The organism is Arthrobacter sp. PM3 (assembly GCF_003352915.1).
Lineage (GTDB): Bacteria > Actinomycetota > Actinomycetes > Actinomycetales > Micrococcaceae > Arthrobacter.
In genome coordinates this window covers 303,093-322,888 of the sequence record NZ_CP022314.1, presented here as the reverse complement: position 1 = coordinate 322,888, position 19,796 = coordinate 303,093, and the positions used below count along the sequence as shown (strand labels likewise).

Genomic DNA, 19,796 nt, shown 5'->3' with positions numbered 1-19,796 from the left:
ATGGTCGAGGCTTTTCTTGTAGGCGGTGCCCGCACCCCGGTCGGCCGCTACGGCGGCGCCCTTTCCGCGGTCCGCCCCGACGACCTCGCCGCCCTGGTGGTCCGCGAGGCCGTGGTCCGGGCCGGCGTCGATCCGGACAGCATCGACGAGGTGATCCTGGGCAACGCCAACGGTGCCGGCGAGGAGAACCGCAACGTGGCCCGGATGGCCACGCTCCTGGCCGGGCTGCCCCTGCACATCCCCGGCATTACCGTGAACCGGCTGTGCGCCTCCGGCCTCAGCGCCATCATCATGGCCAGCCAGATGATCAAGTCCGGCGCCGCGGACATCGTGGTGGCCGGCGGCGTCGAATCCATGAGCCGGGCCCCCTGGGTCCAGGAAAAGCCGCGGACGGCCTTTGCCAAGCCGGGCGAAATCTTTGACACCTCCATCGGCTGGCGATTCGTCAACCCGCGGTTCACCCAGGGTGAGCTCGCCCGGGACGGGAAGATGACGTACTCCATGCCGGAGACGGCAGAGGAAGTGGGCCGCGTTGACGGCATCTCCCGCGAGGACGCCGACGCCTTCGCCGTCCGCTCCCACGAACGGGCCCTGGCTGCCATTGCCGCGGGCCGCTTCGCCGACGAGATCGTTCCCGTGACGGTCACCTCGCGCAAGGGGGAGACCGTCGTGGACACCGACGAAGGACCCCGCGCCGGCACCACCATGGACGTGCTTTCCGGGCTGCGGCCCGTCGTCAAGGGCGGCTCGGTTGTCACGGCCGGCAACTCCTCCAGCCTCAACGACGGCGCGTCCGCCATCATCGTGGCCTCTGAAGCCGCCATCCAGAAGCTCGGCCTCACACCGCGCGCCCGCATCATCGACGGCGCCTCGGCCGGCTGTGAGCCCGAGATCATGGGCATCGGCCCGGTCCCGGCCACGCAGAAAGTGCTCGCCCGTTCCGGGCTTGGCGTCGGTGACCTTGGCGCCGTCGAACTGAACGAAGCCTTCGCTACCCAGTCCCTGGCCAGCATGCGCCGGCTCGGCCTGGACCCGGAGATCGTCAACCGCGACGGCGGCGCGATCTCCCTCGGGCACCCGCTGGGCTCCTCAGGGTCGCGGATCGCCATCACGCTGCTGGGGCGGATGGAACGCGAGGACGCCAAGATCGGCCTGGCGACCATGTGTATCGGCGTCGGCCAGGGCACGGCGATGCTGCTGGAGCGCGTCTGATGACGGCCACGGGTACGGCGCTGGACGCCGCCGGTTTCAGCACCCTGCTGGTCGAAGAGCGCGGGGACCGGATGGTGGTGGTGCTCAACCGCCCCGAGGTCCGCAACGCGATCGACCAGCAGATGGTGGATGAGCTGCATGCGGTGTGCGCCTATCTCGAGCAGCGGCCCAAGGTCCTCATCATCGCCGGCGCGGAGGGCGTCTTTGCTTCCGGCGCCGACATCGGGCAGCTGCGCGAACGCCGCCGCGACGACGCCCTGCAAGGCATCAACTCCACCATTTTCGTCCGGATCGCGAAGCTGCCGATGCCCGTCATCGCGGCCCTTGACGGGTTCTGCCTCGGCGGCGGCGCCGAACTGGCCTACGCCGCGGATTTCCGGATCGGCACCCCGTCCGTCCGGATCGGCAACCCCGAAACCGGGCTCGGCATCCTGGCCGCGGCCGGTGCCAGCTGGCGCCTCAAGGAGCTGGTCGGCGAACCCGTCGCCAAGGAAATGCTCCTGGCCGGTGCCGTGCTGCGCGCCGAACGGGCCCTCGCCGTCAACCTGATCACGGAAATCCACGAACCGTCCGGGCTGATGGCCGCGGCCCACGCCCTCGCCGACCGGATCGCCACGCAGGACCCGCTCGCCGTCCGGATCACCAAGTCCGTGTTCCACGCCCCCGCCGAGGCGCACCCCCTCATCGACCAGCTGGCACAGGGGATCCTCTTTGAATCCCAGGCCAAGTTCGACCGCATGCAGGCTTTCTTGGACAAAAAAGAAGCCAGAAAAGCAGACAAGAAATCCGCCGACGAAGCAGAGAAGAAGTAACAGCCATGGGCAACCCCGTACTCCCCGCCAACCTCCCTGAACACGTCGGCGTCCTCGGCGGCGGCCGCATGGGCGCCGGCATCGCCCACGCCTTCCTGATCAAGGGCGCCAACGTCCTGGTGGTTGAGCGCGATGAGGAATCGGCCGAGGCCGCCCGTGAGCGGATCGAATCCGCCGCCGCCAAGAGCATCGAGCGCGGCGCCGTGGACGGCAACCTGGACGAGATCGTCTCCCGGCTCGCCGTCACCGTGGACTACGACGACTTCGCCGGCCGGCAGTTGGTGGTGGAGGCCGTACCCGAGGACTGGGACCTCAAGGTCACCGCCCTGCGCGGCATCGAGGAACGGCTGGACGACGCCGCCTACCTCGCCTCCAACACGTCGTCGCTGTCCGTCAACGGACTGGCCCGCGAGCTGAAGCGGCCGCAGAACTTCCTGGGCCTGCACTTCTTCAACCCGGTGCCGGCGTCGACCCTGATTGAGGTGGTCCTCGGCGAACAGACCTCGGACGCCCTGGCCCGGGCCGCCCGCGGCTGGACCGAGGCCCTCGGCAAGACCGCCGTCGTGGTCAACGACGCCCCCGGTTTCGCCTCGTCCCGGCTCGGCGTGGCGATCGCCCTCGAGGCGATGCGCATGGTGGAGGAGGGCGTCGCGTCCGCGGAGGACATCGACAACGCCATGGTGCTGGGCTACAAACACCCCACCGGCCCGCTGCGGACCACCGACATCGTGGGCCTCGACGTGCGACTCGGCATCGCGGAATACCTCCAGTCCATGCTCGGCGACCGTTTCGCCCCGCCGCAGATCCTCCGCGACAAAGTCGCCCGCGGGGAACTCGGCCGCAAATCCGGCAAGGGCTTTTTCGACTGGACCGACTGACCGGGCCCGGAGCCGGGCCGGACCGGGCCCGGCCCGGCCCGCTTCGTCAAGCAGCTGCCAGGGAATCGAGCCTGCTCTTCATTCCGTCCATGGCGGGGCCGGCAAGGGAACGGAATGCCGGCCGGACAAAGGGTTCGGCGACCTTGAGCCAGCCCTTGAGCCGGAACTCCGCCGTGTACTTCACCTCGCAGCCGGCGGCAGCGGGCGACACGTCAATGGTGTCCACCGAGATGACCGACTTGTTCTCGCCGCGCAGCGTGATCCTGCGCGCTGTCAGTTCAATCACCTCGTAGGTCAGTGCCTGGCGCTTGCCCCGGAACTCGGCCTCCGCGTGGTACCGGTGCCCTATGGCCACCGGCCCCTCGGAAAGCTTGTCCACCACAGGAGTCCCGGGGTCCCACTCCGGGGTGTGCTCGAACGCTGAGAGGTACTCGAAGGCCCTGGCGGGATCAAGGGCGGAGTTGACGGTCCCGGTAACTGTGATCATGGCCCCAGCCTAACCAGCAGCCGCGCCGTGGGCAGCGAACAGGAGGCAGCATGCCGCCGCCACCATCCGGGCCCCGCCGCCTTCCCGGGCCGCCACCGCCCCCGGGCGCCACCCCCTAGGATGGTGCCGTGAACCGCATTCATCCCGTCACGCTCACCGGCAAGTATGTTGTCCTGGAACCGCTGAGCCAGGCGCACCACGACGGCCTCGTGGCCGCGGTCCGCGACGGCGAGCTGTGGAAGCTTTGGTACACCGGCGTCCCCGGGCCGGAGGGGATGGCCGCGGAAATCGACCGCCGGCTCACGCTCCAGGAACAGGGGTCCATGCTGCCCTTCGCCACGCGGCGGATCGATCCCGCTACCGGCGGGCCCGGCGCGGTCATCGGCATGACCACGTACATGAACATTGATCCGGTAACCCCGCGCGTTGAGATCGGATCCACCTGGAACGCCGCCTCCACGCACGGCAGCGGCACCAACCCGGATTCCAAGCTCCTGCTGCTGCGGCACGCGTTCGAGATTCTCGGCTGCCCGGCGGTCGAATTCCGGACCCACTGGCTCAACCACCAGTCCCGCGAAGCCATCGCCCGGCTGGGCGCCAAGCAGGACGGCGTCCTGCGCAGCCACTCCCGCACCGGGGACGGCGTGCTGCGGGACACGGTGGTGTTCTCCATCCTGGAACATGAATGGCCCATGGTCCGCAACGGCCTCGAAGCCCGGCTCGCGAGGTCCCGGTAATGGACGGCAGATGTATGGACGGCAGGGGTGCGGCGGCCTGGGAGGGTGCCGTCAATGCATGGCATGTGGCCGGGGACGTGTACCGCATGGGCCGCCGGGAATGGCTGACCGAGGCCGGCTGGCGGCAGGCCTACAGCGACGGCATCCGGACGGTCGTCGACCTCCGGAACCCAGCCGAGATCCGGCGCCGGGAGACCGACCCCGCGGTGCCGGAGGCAGCCCTGGCGGGCTTCGACGTCGTGCTTGCGCCTACCGAAGACCCGGACAACGGCGAATTCCGGGCCCTCTGTGTGCCGTACCTGAACGACCCTGCCTCCTACGCCGACAACGCCAGGCTGTTCCCGGACCTGCTGGCCGGGGTCTTCAAAGCGGTGGCCGCCGCCGACGGCGGGGTGGTCATCCACTGCTCTGCCGGGCGGGACCGGAGCGGCATGGTCGCCGCCATGCTGCAGGACCTCGCCGGGCACAGCGACGAGGAAATCGTGGGCGGCTACCAGCGTTCCATGCGGGGCATCAACGAGCACCACCGGCGCTCCGCCGTCCCGCATCCGCACGAACGGTTCCTGCCCGACGACGCACTGGCACCCCTGCTGGAATCCCGCGGCGAGAGCCTGCTGAGGTTCGTGCGTGAGGTTAAGACCGAAAAATTCTTACGCCACAATGGCATAACGGACCGGGAGTTGACGGCTATCCTGGCCAAATTGGGACGCTAGAGTAACCGGGTGAAGACCCCGAAGTCCCAGCTCATGGTTCGTGCCGCCACGGCCCTCGCACTTGCCGGCACCCTGATCGCCGGCTCTGCGTCCGCCGTGCCCGCCCTGGCCGAAACAGGATCAGCCACGCCGGAATCCCCGGCCGCGACGGGCGCGGCGCCGACGGCGGCCGCTTCGCCTACGTCGATGCCGGCTGAGCCGACGGCGCCCATCAGCAGCGCCGGCCTCGCCGAGGCTGTCCAACGGGACCTCGGCATGAGCATGGCGGAATTTGACGCCGCCGGTGCGCTGGCACGGCGGGCCGCCGACGCCGTCCCCTCCCTGCGGTCGCTCCCCGGTTATGTGGGGATCAGGCTCGACGCCGGCAAGATCACCGTTGAAGGTACCGGCGGCCAGCTCCGGGCGCGCGTGGATCAACTAAACGCGGAGGCGGAGGGGCAGACGGTGTTCACCCTCGCGGCCCCCGCCACCGTGAGCCCTGACGCCCCGGCAGCCCCCGCCGCCCCGGCAGCCCCCACCGCCCCGGCGGCTGCGGCCGCGCCGGCTGCGGAGCTTCTGGCATCCAGCACCCAGCAGTTGTTCGAGGCCTATGTCCGCGAGGTCGGCGCCGCCGGCCTGCAGGCCGTGACCTACACCGACGGCCACTTCGTCATCCGCACCGGCGGGACCAACACCGCTGAATCCCGCCCCGCCGTGACGGAGCCCCGGACGGGCCAGGACGCGCAGCCCTTCGCGCTGCCCGGCGCGCAGGCCAAACTTTCCGCCGCGGAGTTCGTGGCCCGGTACGCCAATGTGGCGCTTGTGCAGGGCGCCCGGATCAGCACCGAGGAAGACTTCTTCGGCGGCCAGGGCTACATCATCGACGGCCGGACCGTGTGCTCAGCCGGGTTCGGCGCGTTCAGCCCCGTCGGGGAACCGCTGGTCCTCACCGCGGGACACTGCGCGGCCGACGGCACCGCGAAGCAAACCGAGATCGAACAGCCCGCGGGAGCGCCGGCCGCGGGCGGCACCGGGTCCGGAACGGCCGCCGGAACCTTGGGCACGTTCGGATTCAGCCAGTTCGGCGGGCAGGGCAACTCAAAAGTGGCCGCCGACGGAACGAACGTCGGCACGGACATCGCCGTCCTCCAGAACATCAGGAAGGGACTGGACCTCCAGCCCGCCGTTACCCGGTGGGACAACCCGGCCGATCCCGGACCGACGTCGGTGAAGATCGTGGGCACCGTGGCGCCATTCCAGGGCCAGCCTGTCTGCCGGTCCGGCCGGACCCTCGGATGGTCCTGCGGGACCGTGGACTCGGTCGGAACCTGGGTGATCGCCGGGCCCAACTCGCTGCCGCCGGACTACAACAATGATCTCCGGGCACTGAACGGCTTCGACTCCACCACCGTCAAGTCCCGCCCGGGTGATTCCGGCGGCCCGTGGATCAGCGGCAACTTCGCCGTGGGCACCCACACCGGGGCCGAAAGCGACGCCGGCGTCCAGACACGGGCCATCGCGACCACCCTTGAGGACGCCGCGGGCAAAATCCCCGGCGGCGTCCAGCTGCAGCTGTTCCTGAACAAGCCGACGCTTACCGCGGCCGCCGGCGGAACCGTCGCCGCCGGTGAACCCGTCACGGGGCACGTGGCGGCCGGGCCGGCCTCCGTGGTCGCCCCGAACTCGAAGGTCCGCATCACCGCCCAAAACCAGCAGGCGGGCCAGGAAGCCGCCCAACCGCTGGAGGTTCCGGTGGACGCGTCCGGAAACTGGCAGTTCCCGGCCCCGTCGTCGGGCGGGACCTTCAAGTTCACGGCCGAAACAGTGAACGGCTTCAGCCGGTCCGGGGCGGCCGCCCTGTCCGTGGACGTGTCCGGCCTCGCCGCGCCGGCCATTACGGCGCCCGAGGGCGGCCAGGCGGGCGGCGCGGCGCTGGCGGCCATTGCCGCGATCGAGGGCGCCGGGGAAGCCGGCCGGACGGTGCGGCTCTCCGGCGGGTTCACCGGGACCGGCGTGGTCGGTGCCGACGGCCGGTGGAGCATCGATGTCGCCGGCCAGCACGTCTTCGGAAAAGTGACGGTCACGGCGGTGCAGACGGCGCCGGGCCAGCCGGACAGCCCCCCGGCAACCCGAACGTTCCTCGTCATGCCGCCGGCCCCCGTGGTGCAGGGCATCCGGGACGGCCAACACTTCCGCGAGGATGCCCTGCCCGCGGGCATCTCCGGCACGGGCGTTGACGGTGCCACGGTGACCGTGTCCGTGGACGGAGCAGCTGCCGGGTCCGCACAGGCCGGCGACGGCGGCCGGTGGAGCATCCCGTTCCCTTCCGGCCTGGCAACCGGGGCGCATTCGCTGGCGGTTACGCAGGCCGTCGACGGCGTCGCATCGCGTCCTGCTGCCGCGGAATTCAGCATCGACGCGGCAGCTGCCTCCGGGACCTCGGGCGGGCCAACCGACACTACCGACACAACCGACGCCGGCCCGCCCGTCCCGAACCAGCCGGCAGTCAACCAGCCCGCAGTCAAGCAGCCGGCAGTCAACCAGCCGGCGGCCGTTACGCCGGCCAACCCGGCGCAGGTTCCTGTCCGGCCGTCGGACACATCCGTCACGGTGGGCGGCGGTGCAGCGCCGGGCAACGCCAACCAGTTGGCCAGCACGGGCGCCGGCGGGCTGCTGTACGCCGCCGGCATCGGGGCGGGGGCGCTCCTGCTCGGCGCGGCCTTCCTGATCTTCGCCCGGCGCCGGACGGTGCGCTAGACGGAAGTTAGTGGCAGGCGGTCGCGGAGGGTGCCTCGGCGGCACTTCCACGTTGCCGTCCGGACCGCACCCGCCCCGGGCCGATTGGCCCCAGCGCGGCCGTCAGGGCTTGCGGTCCAGCAGCAGGTTGGTGATCCGCAGCGTGCAGAGCCGCTGGCCGGCCTCGTTGGTGATCAGCACTTCATGGGTGGTCAGGGTGCCGCCGAGGTGGATCGGGGTCGCCGTGATGGTGATGGTCCCCTCCCGGGCCGACTTGTGGTGGGTGGCCGAGACGTCCACGCCCACCGCCGTCTTGCCCAGGGTGCTGGCATGGATGACGGCGGCCCAGGAGCCCACGGCCTCGCCCACGGCCAGGGACGCGCCGCCGTGCAGGAGCCCGAAGGACTGCCGGTTGCCTTCCACCGGCATGGTCGCCACGACCCGGTCCACGGACTCCTCAAGGATCTTCACGCCCATTTTCTCGTCGAGTTCCCCGAGGGTGATCTTCCACAACTCGGTGCTGCCGGTCTCGGGCGTCATAGCGTCTCCTTCGTTGCCGTCCGGCGGAGGCCCGGCCGGGGCGGGGGCCGCCGCTAGTGTGCGGCAGGCCTCATTCATGTACTCTAGATCATATTACCGAACGGACGGTCAGTAATGTTCCGGCCGTGTTGATCCCGCTCCCCGTTGGAAGGACCCGTCAACGATGACCACCACAGCCGCACCCGCAGTAGGCACTGTAGCGATCGTTCCCAGCTTCATCCGGGGTTCCTGGTGGACGCCGGACGCGGCGTCCACGGCCGGCGCAGCGCCGGTCCTGGACGCCAGCACCGGTGAGCTCCTTGCCAAGGTGAGCACCGAGGGACTCGACCTCGCCGCCGTCGTCGACTACGGCCGCACCACCGGCCAGACGGAACTGGGCAAGCTGACCTTCCACCAGCGCGCCCTCAAGCTCAAGGAACTGGCCCAGTACCTCAACGGCCGCCGTGAGGAGTTCTACGCGCTCTCCGCGCAGACCGGCGCCACGAAGATCGACTCCATGATCGACATCGACGGCGGCATCGGCGTCCTCTTCACGTTCGGCTCCAAGGGCCGGCGCGAGCTGCCCAACGCCCAGGTGGTGGTGGACGGGCCCATGGAGGTGCTGTCCCGGGACGGTTCCTTCGCCGGCGAGCACATCTACACCCGGATCCCGGGCGTGGCGGTGCAGATCAATGCCTTCAACTTCCCGGTCTGGGGGATGCTCGAAAAGTTCGCCCCGGCCTTCATCGCCGGCGTCCCCACCATCGTCAAGCCCGCCACCCCCACCGGTTACCTGGCCGCCGACGTGGTCAAGGCGATCGACGAGTCCGGGATCCTGCCCGCCGGCTCGCTGCAGCTCGTCTCGGGCTCCGTCCGGACCCTGCTGGACCACCTCGACTACCGCGACCTCGTCGCCTTCACGGGTTCGGCGTCGACGGCCAACACGCTCAAGTCCCACCCCAACGTGGTCAAGGGCGGCGTCCGCTTCACTTCCGAAACCGACTCCCTCAACGCCGCGATCCTGGGCCCGGACGCCGTCAAGGGCACGCCGGAATTCGACGCCTTCATCAAGTCCCTTGTCACCGAGATGACCGCCAAAGCCGGCCAGAAGTGCACCTCGATCCGCCGGGCGATCGTGCCCCAGGACCTCGTCTCCGACGTCGTCGCCGCCGTGGGGGAGCGCATCGCCGAACGCGTCGTCGTTGGCGATCCCCGTGCGGAGGGCGTCACGATGGGCGCGCTGGCCTCGCTCGAGCAGCTCGCCGATGTCCGCGCCGCCGTGCAGTCCATGCTCGACGCCGGCGGCGAGCTCGCCTACGGCACCCTCGACGCGCCCAAGGTCACCAGCGCGGACGGAAGCGTCGGCGTCGTCGAGGACGGGGCCTTCATGTCCCCGGTCCTGCTCAGCTGGGCCGACCCGGAGTCCGAGGAGGTCCACTCGCTGGAGGCGTTCGGCCCGGTGTCCTCGGTGCTCGGCTACACGGACCTGGCCGACGCCGTGCGGCTCGCCGCCCGCGGCGGCGGCTCGCTCGTCGCCTCGGTCTGCACCAACGATCCCGCCGTGGCCCAGCAGCTGGTCACCGGGATCGCCGCCCACCACGGCCGCGTGCTCATGCTCAACCGCGAGGACGCCCGCAGCTCCACCGGCCACGGTTCCCCCGTCCCGCACCTGGTCCACGGCGGTCCGGGCCGCGCCGGGGGCGGCGAAGAGCTGGGCGGCATCCGCTCGGTGATGCACCACATGCAGCGCACCGCCATCCAGGGCTCGCCCAACATGCTGACCGCCGTCACCGGCGTCTGGCACACCGGGGCGGACCGCAACTTCACGCTCGAGACCGAGGGGCAGCACCCGTTCCGGAAGTCCCTGGCCACGCTGCACATCGGCGACGCCGTCCGGTCCGACCTCCGCGAAGTGACCCTGGACGAGATCACCAAGTTCGCCAACTCCACCGGCGACACCTTCTATGCGCACACGAACCAGGAGGCTGCGGAGGCCAACCCGTTCTTCCCCGGCATCGTGGCGCACGGCTACCTTCTCCTGGCCTGGGGCGCCGGCCTGTTCGTGGAGCCCGCGCCGGGCCCTGTCCTGGCCAACTACGGCCTGGAGAACCTGCGCTTCATCACCCCGGTGGCCGCCGGGGACTCTATCCGGGTCACCCTGACGGCCAAGAAGATCACCCCGCGCGAGACCGACGAATACGGCGAGGTCGCCTGGGATGCCGTCCTGACCAACCAGCACGACGACATCGTGGCCACCTACGACGTCCTGACCCTCGTCGAGAAGTAGCCCCTCCCGACGCTCCCTCAGGTCCTGCGGGTCCGGCGGGGACGCTCCCTCAGGTCCTGCGGGTCCGGCGGGGACGCTCCCTCAGGTCCTGCGGGTCCGGCGGGGACACTCCCTCAGGTCCTGCGGGTCCGGCGGGGACGCTCCCTCAGGTCCTGCGGGTCCGGCGGGGACGCTCCCTCAGGATCTGCGGCTCCGGCGGGGACGCTCCCTCATTCGGTGAGGGAGCATCCCGTCGTCAGGCGGAAAAACTGCGGGAGGGTCATCGCTCCGCGGCACAATTGGGCGGCTCTTTCCACTGCGCTCCGGCGTAAAATCTTCCTCGTAGGAGGTGGCGAAATGTCCCTAGTACTCAACAAAGCCACAACGGTCCTGCCAGTCGATGACGCAGAGCGTGCCCGGCATTTCTACGCGGACACCTTGGGGCTCCCGCACCGCGGCGTGGCAGATGACGGAAGCGAAATGTTCGGCTCAGAGGGCGGCCCGATGCTGCAACTGATGCCAGTCAAGGACGGGAAGCATTCAGAGCACACCGCCTTGAGTTTTGAAGTCAGCGAGATCGAACGCACGGTCCGCGAGATGGAAGCCAAGGGCGTCATGTTCCAGGACTACGATCTCCCCGATCTCAAAACCGAGAACCACATTTGTACGACGGATTCGGAGAAGTGCGCCTGGTTCATGGACTCCGAACACAACGTTCTCTGCGTGCACGAGAACATCACCACGATGGCGGACTACCAGCTTTAAGCAGCAGCCCCGGCATTCCGCCTGGAAGCAGCACTCCGGATGTCCCGGGGTGCTGCTTCTACGCTGGAGGCACTATCCGGGTGATGACACGGGCGGGACTGCCATAGATGGCCAGATACGCCGTTTGGAGTGGGTTCCCGGCGCTCCGGGGCGACTTTGGCACGAAAATGCCCGTTTTTGGCGGCTGAGCGCCCGCAGCAGCCCTCAAAGTACCCCCGGACGGATCAGGCTCCGCCCGGGCGTGACCACGGCGTCACCGGACGGGGCTGGAGCACGCCGTTGACTGTCAGGTCGACCCGTTCATTGAAGAAACTGATGAGGCCGTGGATCTGGGCGGCATCGCGGAACCGCCGGTCGTAGCTCCACGCGATGTTGCTGCCCTGCCCCGACCCCGGGTAGCTCCAGTAACCGGCCCGGCCCTTATACGGGCACACGGTCCGCTTCGGGCTCTCCTGCAGGAGATCCAGCCGCACGTCCGCCGGCGGGATGTAGTACCGGACCGGGAGCATCGTCTCGTAAAGCAGCTGGGCGCCGTTCGTCGCGGCCAGCCTCACGCCGTCGAGCGCGACCTCCACCGCCGCGGACGAGGCACGGATGTCCACCCGGTGGAACGGATCCCGCGGGTGGCCGATGATCTCTTCGTCGTCCTCACGCCAGTCGAAAGCGGCGAAATCAAGCACTACGTAGCCGGCCAGGTCCGGGTCGTCGGGCCGGAAGGCCGCCCGGGACGCACTGGCCGAAGCGGTGACGACGTCGAACTCCTCACCGGCGGCGGTGTGCCTGCCAAACCCGGTGGTGAGATCCAGCGAGGTCGGGGCCGCCCCCTGCCTAAGCGCGAAGGGGTGCTCCTCGACAGCGGCCGTCCGCGGGGCGGGGGAGGCGAGCCGGGCCGCGAGGTCCTGTTCCGGTACGGCAAAAACCGGGGTGATCCGCCGAGGTTCCCACAGCAGGTAGGCGTTCTGTGTGTCGACGACGGCGTCCCGGCCGAGGCTCGCGCGCACCCTTTTGGCGGTGGGTTCGTATCGGAGTTGGGGGAAGGTTTCCATGAGAACCCTGGATACTCTGGTGGCCATCCTCACAGCGTGGCCCGGCATTCCCGTCCCGTCAACGGCGACGAGTGCGGCGCTCCTGAGCCCTTGCCCAAGCCGGGCCTGGGCTGGGCTGGGCTGGGCGGGGACATGCCCCGTGCCCCTGAGCCGCATGGAGCATGTCCAGCCGTCAGCGTGGGGCATGTTCAGGGGATGAGCATGCTCAGTGGTCAGCGTGGGGCATGTCCATCGGGAGGGCTGGTCAGCGTGGGGCATGTCCAGTGGGAGAGCATGCTAAGTGGTCAGCGTGGGGCATGTCCATCGGGAGGGCTGGTCAGCGTGGGGCATGTCCAGTGGGAGAGCATGCTAAGTGGTCAGCGTGGGGCATGTCCATCGGGAGGGCTAGGCAGCGTGGGACATGTCCAGTGGGAGAGCCAAGCAGCGGGCATGATGCCGCTATGCTCACTCCAGCCCTTGAAAAATGGGCATGTCCGGTTGGAAACAGGGCGAAGAATGAGCATGTCCGGTTGGAAACAGGGCGAAGAATGAGCATGTCCTGCGGGAGCGGGCCGGTGCGCCGAAAAATGAGCATGTCCGGTTGGAAGGCGGGGCTGGCGGGGCGAAAAATGAGCATGTCCCCCCGGGGGAGGGAGCGAGCAGGTTAGCGGGGTGCGTGGAGGCCGTGGAAGGCCATGGTGATGACGTCGTCGGCCAGCTTTTCCGGGGACAGTGAGCCGCCGGGCTTGTACCATTCCACGATCGAGTTGATCGTGCCGAACAGCAGGCGGGTGACGGTGCGCGGATCGATGTCCTGGCGCAGCGAACCTTCGTCGCGGGCGGCCGAAATCAGGGCCGCCACCTTGTGGTCGAAGGTGCGGCGGCGTTCCAGCGCGTCCCGCTCGATCTCGGTGTTGCCGCGCAGCCGCAGCAGCAGGGTGACGAACGGCAGCCGCTCCACCAGGACCGAGATGGTCTCGCGGACCACGAACTCCAGCCGGGCCTCGGCGGATCCGGTCTGCGCTTCGGGCCGGTCCAGGATGGCCTCGAGGCCGCCGAGCGCGTGGTCGAGGGCCAGCTTGAGCAGATCGCCCTTGGACGGCACGTGGTGGTAAATCGCGGACTTCGAGATGCCCAGGTTCTCGGCGAGGATGCCCATGGAGGTGGCGTCGTAGCCGTGGCGGTTGAAGACGTCGACGGCGATCAGCAGGACCGACTGCTGGTCATAGCCGGGGCGGCCGCGCTTGGTGGTGGGTGCTGTGCTGGGCATACTCGCTAGTTTCTCATGAACGGTCAGTCAGCCCGGCCAGCGCGGCCCCGAAAGGACACGCCGGCCGGGCTGGCCTGTAGCTGAGCCGAAAAGGGCCGGTCAGCCCTTGGGGCGCATGTCGTAGATCCGGCGGAGCTTGCCGTTGGACCGCTCCAGCGAGCCGGGCTCGACGACGTCGACCGTGCAGGAGGAGCCGACGTGGATCTTGATCTGCTGCTGCAGGACCTTGGCGGCGGCCGTGCCGCTCTCGATCGTGACGGCGTCGCGGCGCTCGATCTTGACCGTCATCTGGTCCATCCGCTGGCCCTCGGGCCGGGTCAGTTCGAGCTGGAAGTGCGGGCTGAGCTCCGGGATGCGCAGGGCGATTTCCTCGATCTGCGACGGGAACAGGTTCACGCCGCGCAGGATGATCATATCGTCGCTGCGGCCGGTGATGCGGCCCATGCGGCGGTGCGCCGGCCGTGCGGTGCCGGGCAGCAGCCGGGTGAGGTCCTTGGTGCGGTACCGGATGATCGGCAGCGCCTCCTTGGTCAGCGACGTGAAGACCAGCTCGCCGGGCTCGCCGTCGGCCAGGACCACCGAGGGGTCGAAGGCGTCGATGATCTCGGGCCGGAAGTGGTCCTCCCAGATGTGGCTGCCGTCCTGCGTCTCCACGGCCTCGCCGGCGACGCCGGGGCCCATGACCTCGGACAGGCCGTAGATGTCGCAGGCCTTGATGTTCATGGTCACCTCGAGCTCGTGCCGCATCTCCTCGGTCCACGGCTCCGCGCCCAGCACCGCGTACTTCAGCGACGTGGAGGCGGGGTCGATGCCCTGCTTGATCATGGCGTCGGCAATGGTCAGCAGGTAGGTGGGGGTGGCCAGGATGGCGTCGGGCTGGAAGTCCTGGATGAGCGTGATCTGGCGTTCGGTCTGGCCGCCGGAGATCGGGATGACGGTGCAGCCGAGGGCCTCGGCGCCGGCGTGGGCGCCCATGCCGCCGGTGAACAGGCCGTAGCCGTACGCGTTGTGGACCTTCATGCCGGGCCGGACGCCGGAGGCGCGCAGGGAGCGGGCCACGAGCTTGGCCCAGTCCGCGAGGTCCTTCTTCGTGTAGCCCACCACGGTGGCGCGGCCCGTGGTGCCGGAGCTGGCGTGGATCCGGGCCACCTGGTTCTGCGGCACGGCGAACATGCCGAAGGGGTACTCAAGGCGGAGGTCTTCCTTGGTGGTGAACGGGAACTTGCCGAGGTCGGAGAGCTCGCGCAGGTCGGTCGGGTGGACGCCGGCGGCGTCGAACTTGCGCTTGTACAGGGGAACACGGTCGTAGGCGTAGGCCACGGTGTGCTGCAGGCGGCTGAGCTGGAGGGCCTCGAGCTCGTCGCGGGAAATGGTTTCCTCGCGGTCCAGGACAGCATCGGTGGTGGCGGCGGCGGTTTCTTGGGTCATCAGTGGTTCCCTGTTTCTATTTCTTGGAGATGGTGCGGCTGCGGCCGCGGAACTCGGCGATGAGTTCGCCCGGAGGAGGAGCTGAAGTGCCGCCTGCGGGGGTGTCCGCGGCGGCCGCCGGGGACCCGCCGTCGTCGGACGCCTCCGGGGTTGCGGCGGCGCCGGGACCGGCGGCGTAGATCTGGACGTCGTACAGGCCGCTGCGCCCGGTGCTGGCGCGGCGGTTGGCGACGGCGGTGAGGACCTGGCCGCGGAAGGCCGGCTTGAGGAAATTGATGTCGACGCCGGCGGCCACGGTGATGGTCGCAGCGTCCGGGAAGTCCGGGACGGCCGGGTTGCAGGCGAGGGCGAAGGCCGTGTCACCGAAGGCGAACACCATCCCGCCGTGCGCCATGCCGAAGCCGTTGAGCATTTCCTGCCGGAGCGTCATGCGGATCGTGGCATGCCCGTCGCCCAGTGACAGCACCTCGATGCCCATCCATTCGGAGGCATAGTCGTCTTTCAGGATGGGGTGGGTGTCACCGGAAATCGTCAGTTCAGCCATGCGTCGTCGCCTCCAGCTTTATTTACCGAATGTTCATTAGGTAATCCCATTTGGGTGCCCGCTGTCAAGAGGTGTAAGTATGCTGGGACACATGGCCAAAGGAATCTACGTCAGTGCGACCACGCCGGGGTCCGGCAAGTCCCTCATAGCCCTGGGCCTGGCGGACACCCTCCACCGGCACGCGGACCGGATCGGGTTCTTCAAGCCCGTCGTCAACGGCCATGACGCCGGCTCGGACCCCATGGTGGCCGTCATGAAATCCCGCTTCGACCTCGGCGAGGACCGCTGCCGCGGCGGCCTGACCTTCACCGAGGTCCGCAGCCTCCTGGCCGAGGGAAAGCGCGAGGAAATCGACTCCCGCTGCGTGGAAATCTTCGCCGAACTCTCCCGCAACTGTGACGTGGTGATCGTCGAAGGAACCGACCTCACCGGCCAGGACGCCGCCGTCGAGTTTGACCTCAACGCCCGGCTGGCCAACAACCTGGCCGTCCCGGTGGTCGCCGTCGTGGGCGCCCGGGGCCTGACCGCACCGGAGGCCGCGGACGCCGTCGAGGTGGCCCGCAAGGAACTCCTCGCGGAGCGGTGCACGCTCCTGGCCATCATGGTCAACCGGGCCGACCCGGAGGACCTTGACGCCATTGCCGCCGCGGTGAAGCCGGGCGCGTCCGGCCGCCCGGTCTACGTCTTCCCGGAACTGGAGGACATCGCCCGGCCCACCACCGGGGAGGTCGCCTCCGCCCTGGCCCTGGGCCAGGTGGCGGGCCTGCCGGACCTGGAACGCGACGTCCGCTCCATCAAGGTCGCGGCCATGAACGTCGCCAACTTCCTGCACGTGCTCGACGACGGCGCCCTGGTGATCGTGCCCGGCGACCGGGCGGATGTGCTCGTGGCCTGCCTGGCGTCCTCGTTCTCGCCCGACTTCCCGGTGCCGTCGGCCCTGATCCTCACCGGCGGCCTGGCCCCCGACCCCACCATCTACTCCCTCCTGGCGCAGGCGCCGTTCCCGATCTTCGCCGCCCCCGATGACACCTACGTGACGGCGAAGCGCGTCTCGGAGGTCCGGAGCGAGATCTGGTCCGGGCACCGCCGCAAAGTCGCCTCCGCCCTGGGGCTGTGGGCCAAACGGGTGGACGAGGCCGAGCTCCTGGAACGCCTGCACCTGCCGCGGCCCGAACGGATGACGCCGCTGCGGTTCCTGCACGACCTCATCGAACGGGCCCGGCAGCAGCGCCGGCACATCGTCCTGCCGGAAGGCAACGACGTGCGCATCCTGCGCGCAGCCGAGATCCTGCACCGCCGGGACGTCTGCGACCTCACTGTCCTGGGCAACGAGTCCGCGGTCCGGGAGCTGGCCTCCACCCAGGGCATCGACCTGTCCGGCATCCGCATCATGGACCCCGCGACGTCGCCGCTGCGCCAGGAGTTCGCGGAGAAGTACGCCGAGCTGCGGGCGCACAAGGGCGTGGACCTCGCCCGGGCGCTGGAGGTCATGCTGGACGGCAGCTACTTCGGCACCATGATGGTGCAGCTGGGCGTGGTGGACGGCATGGTCTCCGGCGCCGCGCACACCACCGCGCACACCATCCGGCCCGCGCTGGAGTTCGTCAAGACCCGGCCCGGCGTCAAGATCGTGTCCTCCGTGTTCCTCATGCTCATGCCCGACCGGGTGCTGGTCTACGGTGACTGCGCCGTCAACCCCGAGCCCAACGTGGAGCAGCTCGCGGACATCGCCCTGGCATCCGCGGAGACGGCGGCGCAGTTCGGCGTGGACCCGCGGGTCGCCATGCTGTCCTACTCCACGGGCGGCTCCGGCTCGGGAGAGGCCGTGGATCTGGTCCGGCAGGCCACCGAACTGGTCCGCAGCCGGCGGCCCGGGCTCGCCGTCGAAGGGCCCATCCAGTACGACGCCGCCGTGGACGCCGCCATCGCCGCCTCCAAGATGCCGGGCTCGTCCGTGGCCGGGCAGGCGACCGTGTTCATCTTCCCGGACCTGAACACGGGCAACAACACCTACAAGGCGGTGCAGCAGTCCTCGGGAGCGGTCGCCGTCGGGCCCGTGCTGCAGGGCCTGCGCAAACCCGTCAACGACCTCTCGCGCGGCTGCACGGTGGAGGACATCGTGAACACCGTGGCCATCACCGCCATCCAGGCCCAGTCGTCCCAGGGCCGGCAGGCCGCAACAGAACAGGCCGCAACCGGCCAGCCCGTCGAAGCCAAGGCTTAGGAGGCCCCGTGCTCGTCCTCGTCATCAACTCCGGCTCATCCTCGCTCAAGTACCAGGTGCGCGACGTCGAGGCCGGCAGCGTGCTCACCGAAGGACTCGTCGAAAAGATCGGCATGGGGACCGGCGGCGAGGGAGACGGCCAGATCGAGGGCCCCCGAGACCACGCCGAGGCGCTGGAACTGGTGGACGCGGCCATCCACGCCGCGCTCGGGGACCGGGCGCTCGACGCCGTCGGCCACCGCGTGGTGCACGGCGGGGAGCGCTTCGCCGAACCGGTGCTGGTGAACAACGAGATCACCCGGGCCATCGAACGGCTGAACCCGCTCGCGCCGCTGCACAACCCCGCCAACGTCCTGGGCATCCGGGCGATTTCGAAGAAGTGGCCGCAGCTGCCTCAGGTGGCAGTGTTCGACACCGCCTTCCACCGCACCCTGCCCGAGCACGCCTGGCGCTACGCGGTGCCGGACGAGCTCTACACGAACCACGGGATCCGCCGCTACGGGTTCCACGGCACCTCGCACGAGTACGTGGCGCACCGGGCCGCGGCGCTGCTGGATGTCCCGGTGGAGGAGTTCGACGCCGTGATCGCCCACCTGGGGAACGGCGCCTCGGTCACGGCGATCCGCGGCGGCCAGTCCATTGACACGTCCATGGGCTTCACCCCGCTCGAAGGCCTCGTCATGGGCACCCGCTCCGGTGACCTCGATCCGTCCATCCTCGTGTTCCTGGGCCGGGCCGGCTGGTCTCCGGAGGACCTCGATGCGATGCTGAACCGGCAGTCCGGGCTCAAAGGCCTGGCCGGCAACAACGACATGCGCTCGGTGGTGGAGGCCGCGGAAGCCGGCGACGCCCGGGCGGCCATGGCCCTGGCGGTCGCGTCCTACCGGCTCGCGAAGTACATTGGCGGCTACCACGTGGCGGTCGGCGGCGCGAAGGCCCTCGTGTTCACGGCCGGGATCGGCGAGAACTCGCACCAGTTCCGGGACCTGGTGGCGCAGCGGCTCGGCGCCCTGGGCGTGGAGCTCGACGCCGGGCTGAACCGGGAGCGGTCCAAGGAGCCGCGGGTCATCTCCACCCCGATGTCGGCCCTGCCCGTCCTCGTGGTCCCCACCGACGAGGAACGGGCGATCGCCGAGGCGACGGCCGCCGTCGTCGCCCACGCATCGGTTGCGCCGTAGCCGGGTAGCGTTGGGGACATGACAGAGCCCAAACCGCTCCCTCCTCTGCCCCTCCGCACGGAACGCCTGGTGCTGCGGCGCTTCGAGGCCCGGGACCTGGACGCGTACCACGCCTATCACTGCCTCCCCGAGACTGCCCGGTTCCTGCCGGGGGAGGCGAAGAGCTACACCAAGTCGATGGAATCCGTGGGCAAGTACGCCAACTTCGAGTTCGAGAAGGAGGGCGACTGGGTGGCCCTTGCCATCGAGGCCGCCGATTCGCCCGGGCTGCTGGGCGAGGTGGTACTGAAGTGGCTCCCGGGCTGCGGGCAGGCCGAGATCGGCTGGAGCCTGGCCCCGGCGGCCCGCGGCAAGGGGATCGCGTCCGAGGCCGCCCGGGCGCTGCTCAGGCTCGGGTTCGAGGACCTCGGCTTCCACCGGATCGACGCCAAACTGGACGCGCTGAACACCGCCTCGGCGGCGCTGTGCGAACGCCTCGGCATGCGACTGGAATCAACCCAGGTGGACAAGTGGCACTACAAAGGTCAGTGGGCGACGGAAGTGGTGTATGCCCTCCTCGAGGACGAGTGGCGGGGCCTGCCGCCGGCCCAGCACCCCGTGGCCCAGGGCCTCGCCGCCCACCACCCCACAGCCCGGGACTCCACAGCCCAGGACTCCACGATTTGACGAAGACGGCCGCTATGGGACTTCCATAGCGGCCATCTGTGGCGAACGGGCGTGCCGTTAGCTGTACTCAGCCAGCAGGTTGGTTACATCTGCTGATGGGTGGTCGTCCTCCGAGGGCGCTGTGGTTGCGGCGGTGGTTGTAGAAGTCTAGCCAGCCGGTTAGGGCCTGTGTGCGGTGGTCGCTGGAGTCGTAGGCGTTCTTGTAGGCCCAGCCTTCCTGGAGGGTGCGATTGAACCGTTCGGCCTTGCCGTTCTGCCAGGGGCTGCGCGGTTTGGTGCGCCGGTGTTTGGCGCCGAGATCCGCGATGGCCTTGGCGAAGTCCGCGGACCGGATGTAGGCCAGGGCGTTGTCGGTCA

Annotated in this window: 18 protein-coding genes; 11 read left to right on the top strand and 7 right to left on the bottom strand. The window is 69.4% G+C overall.

The window, feature by feature from the left end; all coding sequences use genetic code 11:
- Genes CFN17_RS01540 through CFN17_RS01530 form a run of 3 tightly spaced genes read left to right on the top strand, consistent with a single transcriptional unit; the run spans position 1 to position 2,902 of the window.
- Positions 1-1,212, top strand: coding sequence for an acetyl-CoA C-acyltransferase (locus tag CFN17_RS01540; RefSeq protein ID WP_208749658.1), 1,212 nt, complete (start codon positions 1-3; stop codon positions 1,210-1,212).
- Positions 1,212-2,024 carry an enoyl-CoA hydratase/isomerase family protein gene (locus tag CFN17_RS01535; protein ID WP_208749657.1) on the top strand — a complete coding sequence of 271 codons (813 nt, stop codon included), beginning with the start codon at positions 1,212-1,214 and terminating at the stop codon, positions 2,022-2,024. Before CFN17_RS01540 ends, CFN17_RS01535 begins: the two co-directional genes overlap by 1 nt.
- A gap of 5 nt (positions 2,025-2,029) precedes the next feature.
- Positions 2,030-2,902, top strand: a complete 873-nt coding sequence (locus tag CFN17_RS01530) for a 3-hydroxyacyl-CoA dehydrogenase family protein (protein ID WP_208749656.1) — start codon at positions 2,030-2,032, stop codon at positions 2,900-2,902.
- A 46-nt stretch (positions 2,903-2,948) separates the two neighbouring features.
- On the opposite strand, the gene CFN17_RS01525 is transcribed toward CFN17_RS01530, so the two are convergent.
- Positions 2,949-3,389, bottom strand: a complete 441-nt coding sequence (locus CFN17_RS01525) for an SRPBCC family protein (RefSeq protein WP_208749655.1) — start codon at positions 3,387-3,389, stop codon at positions 2,949-2,951.
- Positions 3,390-3,517: 128 nt separating this feature from the next.
- Between CFN17_RS01525 and CFN17_RS01520 the strand changes: the two genes are divergently transcribed.
- Genes CFN17_RS01520 through CFN17_RS01510 form a run of 3 tightly spaced genes read left to right on the top strand, consistent with a single transcriptional unit; the run spans position 3,518 to position 7,575 of the window.
- Positions 3,518-4,126 (top strand): GNAT family N-acetyltransferase, encoded by a 609-nt coding sequence (locus CFN17_RS01520; RefSeq protein ID WP_208749654.1) that lies wholly within the window; start codon positions 3,518-3,520, stop codon positions 4,124-4,126.
- A 14-nt stretch (positions 4,127-4,140) separates the two neighbouring features.
- Positions 4,141-4,839, top strand: coding sequence for a tyrosine-protein phosphatase (locus tag CFN17_RS01515; RefSeq protein ID WP_208749653.1), 699 nt, complete (start codon positions 4,141-4,143; stop codon positions 4,837-4,839).
- A gap of 9 nt (positions 4,840-4,848) precedes the next feature.
- Entirely contained in the window at positions 4,849-7,575 is a 2,727-nt protein-coding gene (locus CFN17_RS01510) for a S1 family peptidase (RefSeq protein ID WP_261792305.1), read from the top strand.
- Between the two features lie 102 nt (positions 7,576-7,677).
- On the opposite strand, the gene CFN17_RS01505 is transcribed toward CFN17_RS01510, so the two are convergent.
- Positions 7,678-8,094, bottom strand: coding sequence for a PaaI family thioesterase (locus CFN17_RS01505; protein WP_208749652.1), 417 nt, complete (start codon positions 8,092-8,094; stop codon positions 7,678-7,680).
- Between the two features lie 163 nt (positions 8,095-8,257).
- On the opposite strand from CFN17_RS01505, the gene paaZ reads away from it, so the two are divergent.
- Entirely contained in the window at positions 8,258-10,360 is a 2,103-nt protein-coding gene (paaZ, locus tag CFN17_RS01500) for a phenylacetic acid degradation bifunctional protein PaaZ (RefSeq protein WP_208749651.1), read from the top strand.
- Positions 10,361-10,696: 336 nt separating this feature from the next.
- The gene (locus CFN17_RS01495; RefSeq protein WP_208749650.1) at positions 10,697-11,104 is read left to right on the top strand and encodes a VOC family protein; all 408 of its coding nucleotides are present in this window, start codon (positions 10,697-10,699) and stop codon (positions 11,102-11,104) included.
- Positions 11,105-11,328: 224 nt separating this feature from the next.
- On the opposite strand, the gene CFN17_RS01490 is transcribed toward CFN17_RS01495, so the two are convergent.
- The 4 genes from CFN17_RS01490 to CFN17_RS01475 form a co-directional block, all read right to left on the bottom strand.
- Positions 11,329-12,177, bottom strand: a complete 849-nt coding sequence (locus CFN17_RS01490) for a DUF427 domain-containing protein (protein WP_208749649.1) — start codon at positions 12,175-12,177, stop codon at positions 11,329-11,331.
- A gap of 616 nt (positions 12,178-12,793) precedes the next feature.
- Positions 12,794-13,399: a TetR/AcrR family transcriptional regulator gene (locus CFN17_RS01485; RefSeq protein ID WP_208749648.1), complete on the bottom strand. Its 606-nt coding sequence runs from the start codon at positions 13,397-13,399 to the stop codon at positions 12,794-12,796.
- Between the two features lie 99 nt (positions 13,400-13,498).
- Positions 13,499-14,827 (bottom strand): phenylacetate--CoA ligase PaaK, encoded by a 1,329-nt coding sequence (paaK, locus tag CFN17_RS01480; protein ID WP_208749647.1) that lies wholly within the window; start codon positions 14,825-14,827, stop codon positions 13,499-13,501.
- Positions 14,828-14,843: 16 nt separating this feature from the next.
- Entirely contained in the window at positions 14,844-15,371 is a 528-nt protein-coding gene (locus tag CFN17_RS01475) for a hotdog fold thioesterase (RefSeq protein WP_208749646.1), read from the bottom strand.
- A 91-nt stretch (positions 15,372-15,462) separates the two neighbouring features.
- On the opposite strand from CFN17_RS01475, the gene pta reads away from it, so the two are divergent.
- From pta to CFN17_RS01460, 3 genes are read left to right on the top strand one after another with little or no spacing between them, the layout of a single operon-like run.
- Entirely contained in the window at positions 15,463-17,595 is a 2,133-nt protein-coding gene (gene pta / locus CFN17_RS01470) for a phosphate acetyltransferase (RefSeq protein ID WP_208749645.1), read from the top strand.
- Positions 17,596-17,603: 8 nt separating this feature from the next.
- Positions 17,604-18,773, top strand: a complete 1,170-nt coding sequence (locus CFN17_RS01465) for an acetate kinase (protein ID WP_208749644.1) — start codon at positions 17,604-17,606, stop codon at positions 18,771-18,773.
- A gap of 18 nt (positions 18,774-18,791) precedes the next feature.
- Positions 18,792-19,439: a GNAT family N-acetyltransferase gene (locus CFN17_RS01460; RefSeq protein WP_208749643.1), complete on the top strand. Its 648-nt coding sequence runs from the start codon at positions 18,792-18,794 to the stop codon at positions 19,437-19,439.
- Positions 19,440-19,506: 67 nt separating this feature from the next.
- On the opposite strand, the gene CFN17_RS01455 is transcribed toward CFN17_RS01460, so the two are convergent.
- A partial coding sequence (locus tag CFN17_RS01455) for an integrase core domain-containing protein (RefSeq protein ID WP_208749055.1) occupies positions 19,507-19,796 on the bottom strand: 290 nt, incomplete at its 5' end.

What these genes read in the sequence shown, in the direction of transcription:
- CFN17_RS01460 (WP_208749643.1), top strand. Translation starts at nt 18,792, where the DNA reads ATGACAGAGCCCAAACCGCTCCCTCCTCTGCCCCTCCGCACGGAACGC.
- CFN17_RS01525 (WP_208749655.1), bottom strand. Translation starts at nt 3,389, where the DNA reads ATGATCACAGTTACCGGGACCGTCAACTCCGCCCTTGATCCCGCCAGG.
- paaK (WP_208749647.1), bottom strand. Translation starts at nt 14,827, where the DNA reads ATGACCCAAGAAACCGCCGCCGCCACCACCGATGCTGTCCTGGACCGC.
- CFN17_RS01490 (WP_208749649.1), bottom strand. Translation starts at nt 12,177, where the DNA reads ATGGCCACCAGAGTATCCAGGGTTCTCATGGAAACCTTCCCCCAACTC.
- CFN17_RS01535 (WP_208749657.1), top strand. Translation starts at nt 1,212, where the DNA reads ATGACGGCCACGGGTACGGCGCTGGACGCCGCCGGTTTCAGCACCCTG.
- CFN17_RS01505 (WP_208749652.1), bottom strand. Translation starts at nt 8,094, where the DNA reads ATGACGCCCGAGACCGGCAGCACCGAGTTGTGGAAGATCACCCTCGGG.
- CFN17_RS01530 (WP_208749656.1), top strand. Translation starts at nt 2,030, where the DNA reads ATGGGCAACCCCGTACTCCCCGCCAACCTCCCTGAACACGTCGGCGTC.
- CFN17_RS01475 (WP_208749646.1), bottom strand. Translation starts at nt 15,371, where the DNA reads ATGGCTGAACTGACGATTTCCGGTGACACCCACCCCATCCTGAAAGAC.
- CFN17_RS01485 (WP_208749648.1), bottom strand. Translation starts at nt 13,399, where the DNA reads ATGCCCAGCACAGCACCCACCACCAAGCGCGGCCGCCCCGGCTATGAC.
- pta (WP_208749645.1), top strand. Translation starts at nt 15,463, where the DNA reads ATGGCCAAAGGAATCTACGTCAGTGCGACCACGCCGGGGTCCGGCAAG.
- CFN17_RS01495 (WP_208749650.1), top strand. Translation starts at nt 10,697, where the DNA reads ATGTCCCTAGTACTCAACAAAGCCACAACGGTCCTGCCAGTCGATGAC.
- CFN17_RS01540 (WP_208749658.1), top strand. Translation starts at nt 1, where the DNA reads ATGGTCGAGGCTTTTCTTGTAGGCGGTGCCCGCACCCCGGTCGGCCGC.
- CFN17_RS01515 (WP_208749653.1), top strand. Translation starts at nt 4,141, where the DNA reads ATGGACGGCAGGGGTGCGGCGGCCTGGGAGGGTGCCGTCAATGCATGG.
- paaZ (WP_208749651.1), top strand. Translation starts at nt 8,258, where the DNA reads ATGACCACCACAGCCGCACCCGCAGTAGGCACTGTAGCGATCGTTCCC.